This is a genomic window from Pseudoalteromonas sp. c7(2019) (assembly GCF_011378625.1).
GTDB classification, from domain to species: domain Bacteria; phylum Pseudomonadota; class Gammaproteobacteria; order Enterobacterales; family Alteromonadaceae; genus Pseudoalteromonas; species Pseudoalteromonas arctica.
Map to the genome: position 1 here is coordinate 1 of NZ_WTKS01000129.1, position 326 is coordinate 326.

A 326-nucleotide genomic window follows, 5' to 3' on the forward strand; every position below is an offset into this window, starting at 1 on the left:
GCACCACGGTAATCGGTACTTTAAACATATCAACCATTGGGATTTCATCAAATCCAATAATCGAAACTTGCTTTGGAATATCAATATTATTCTGATGCAATAGGGTCAATAAGTCCGTAGTAATGGCTAGATGTTGGGTAAAAAAAGCAGTTGGTGGATTATCGCTGTTTAAAGCAATAATGGGAGATTGTGTAAAGCCCGAATCTCTTTGCCAATATTGCACCAAACTTTCATCGCTAGCGACTCCATTTGCTTTTAGCGCATCAAGATACCCTTCGTGACGTTCTTTTCGTGATAGGTTATTTTCAAAATATTGAGTCAAAAAT

General features: G+C 37.1%; 1 protein-coding gene. It reads right to left on the reverse strand.

The window, feature by feature from the left end; genetic code table 11:
• On the reverse strand, positions 1-326 hold a 326-nt coding region (locus tag GQR38_RS20290; protein ID WP_165738081.1), incomplete at both ends, for a substrate-binding domain-containing protein.